Source organism: Bacillus sp. GMs2/2, assembly GCF_050172095.1.
Classification (GTDB): Bacteria; Bacillota; Bacilli; order Bacillales; family Bacillaceae_G; genus Bacillus_A; species Bacillus_A cereus.
On sequence record NZ_JBNLYE010000632.1, the window covers coordinates 1 to 1,581 of the forward strand.

A 1,581-nucleotide genomic window follows, 5' to 3' on the forward strand; every position below is an offset into this window, starting at 1 on the left:
ATATTGATAATTCAAAAATCATCTGATATAATTTGGAAAAACTTATGTTAAGGAGAGATTTCTAATGCAAAATGTTAATACTTCTTTCCAACTTCATCATCATACGTAACGCCGTGTATCCGAAGAAAAATTTTTCTTCGTGGGTACAGGGCTTTTCCTGTTGACCCACGAAGCGTTCATAAAGCTATGTGGGTATTTTTATACTCACATAGCTTTTTTTAATTTAAAAAGGAGTGATTACAATGGAAATGAGAAATGTAAAAGGAACGAAAGACTATTTACCAGAGGAACAAGTGCTGCGAAATAAAATTAAAAGAGCTTGTGAAGATACGTTTGAACGATACGGATGCAAACCTTTAGAAACGCCGACGTTAAATATGTATGAGCTTATGTCTTACAAGTACGGCGGTGGCGATGAAATATTAAAAGAAATATATACACTTCAGGATCAAGGAAAACGTGAGCTCGCCTTACGATACGATTTAACTATTCCATTCGCAAAGGTTGTGGCAATGAACCAGAACATCCGCCTCCCTTTTAAACGGTATGAGATTGGGAAAGTATTTCGAGATGGGCCAATTAAACAAGGAAGATTTCGTGAATTTATACAATGCGACGTTGATATCGTCGGTGTTGAGTCTGTCATGGCAGAAGCTGAACTTATGGGTATGGCGTTTGAACTGTTCCGAACGTTAAACTTAGAGATAACGATCCAATATAATAACCGAAAATTGTTAAATGGTATTCTTCAGGCCATTAACATCCCTACTGAGTTAACAAGTGACGTCATTTTATCATTAGATAAAATCGAAAAGATTGGGATTGATGGTGTACGAAAAGATGTATTAGAGCGCGGAATTTCTGAAGAAATGGCTGATACGATATGTAATACCGTATTATCTTGTCTAAAGCTTACTATCGCTGACTTTAAAGAAGCTTTCAATAATCCACTCGTTGCCGATGGAGTAAACGAACTACAACAATTACAGCAATATTTAATCGCCCTTGGAATAAATGAAAATACGATATTCAACCCGTTTTTAGCGCGAGGACTCACAATGTATACAGGTACTGTATATGAAATCTTTTTAAAAGATGGATCGATTACATCTAGCATCGGTAGCGGTGGTCGATACGATAACATTATCGGAGCTTTCCGTGGTGATAATATAAACTATCCAACAGTCGGTATTTCATTCGGTTTAGACGTTATTTATACAGCACTATCGCAGAAAGAAACAATCTCATCTACAGCGGATCTATTTATCATCCCACTCGGGACTGAGTTACAATGCTTACAAATTGCCCAGCAATTACGTTCCACCACTTCCTTAAAAGTCGAACTTGAACTAGCAGGACGCAAATTAAAACGCGCCCTTAATTATGCCAATAAAGAAAATATCCCTTATGTGCTTATTATTGGGGAAGACGAACTTAGTACAAACACTGTTGTGTTGCGGAATATGAAGGAAGGTAGTGAGGTAAAGGTTCCGATTTCTTCTTTAAGTAGTTATTTATAATACGAACCACCCTCGTTTGGGTGGTTTTTCTATTTTATAGATTATAATTAGTTTACATAAA

1 protein-coding gene is annotated in these 1,581 nt (G+C 36.5%); it reads left to right on the plus strand.

What is annotated here, in order from left to right:
* The first annotated feature begins 242 nt into the window (after positions 1-242).
* A complete protein-coding gene (locus ACQGS6_RS28125) occupies positions 243-1,520 on the plus strand; it encodes a histidine--tRNA ligase (RefSeq protein ID WP_000425994.1) in 1,278 nt (425 codons plus the stop codon).
* Positions 1,521-1,581: the final 61 nt, after the last annotated feature.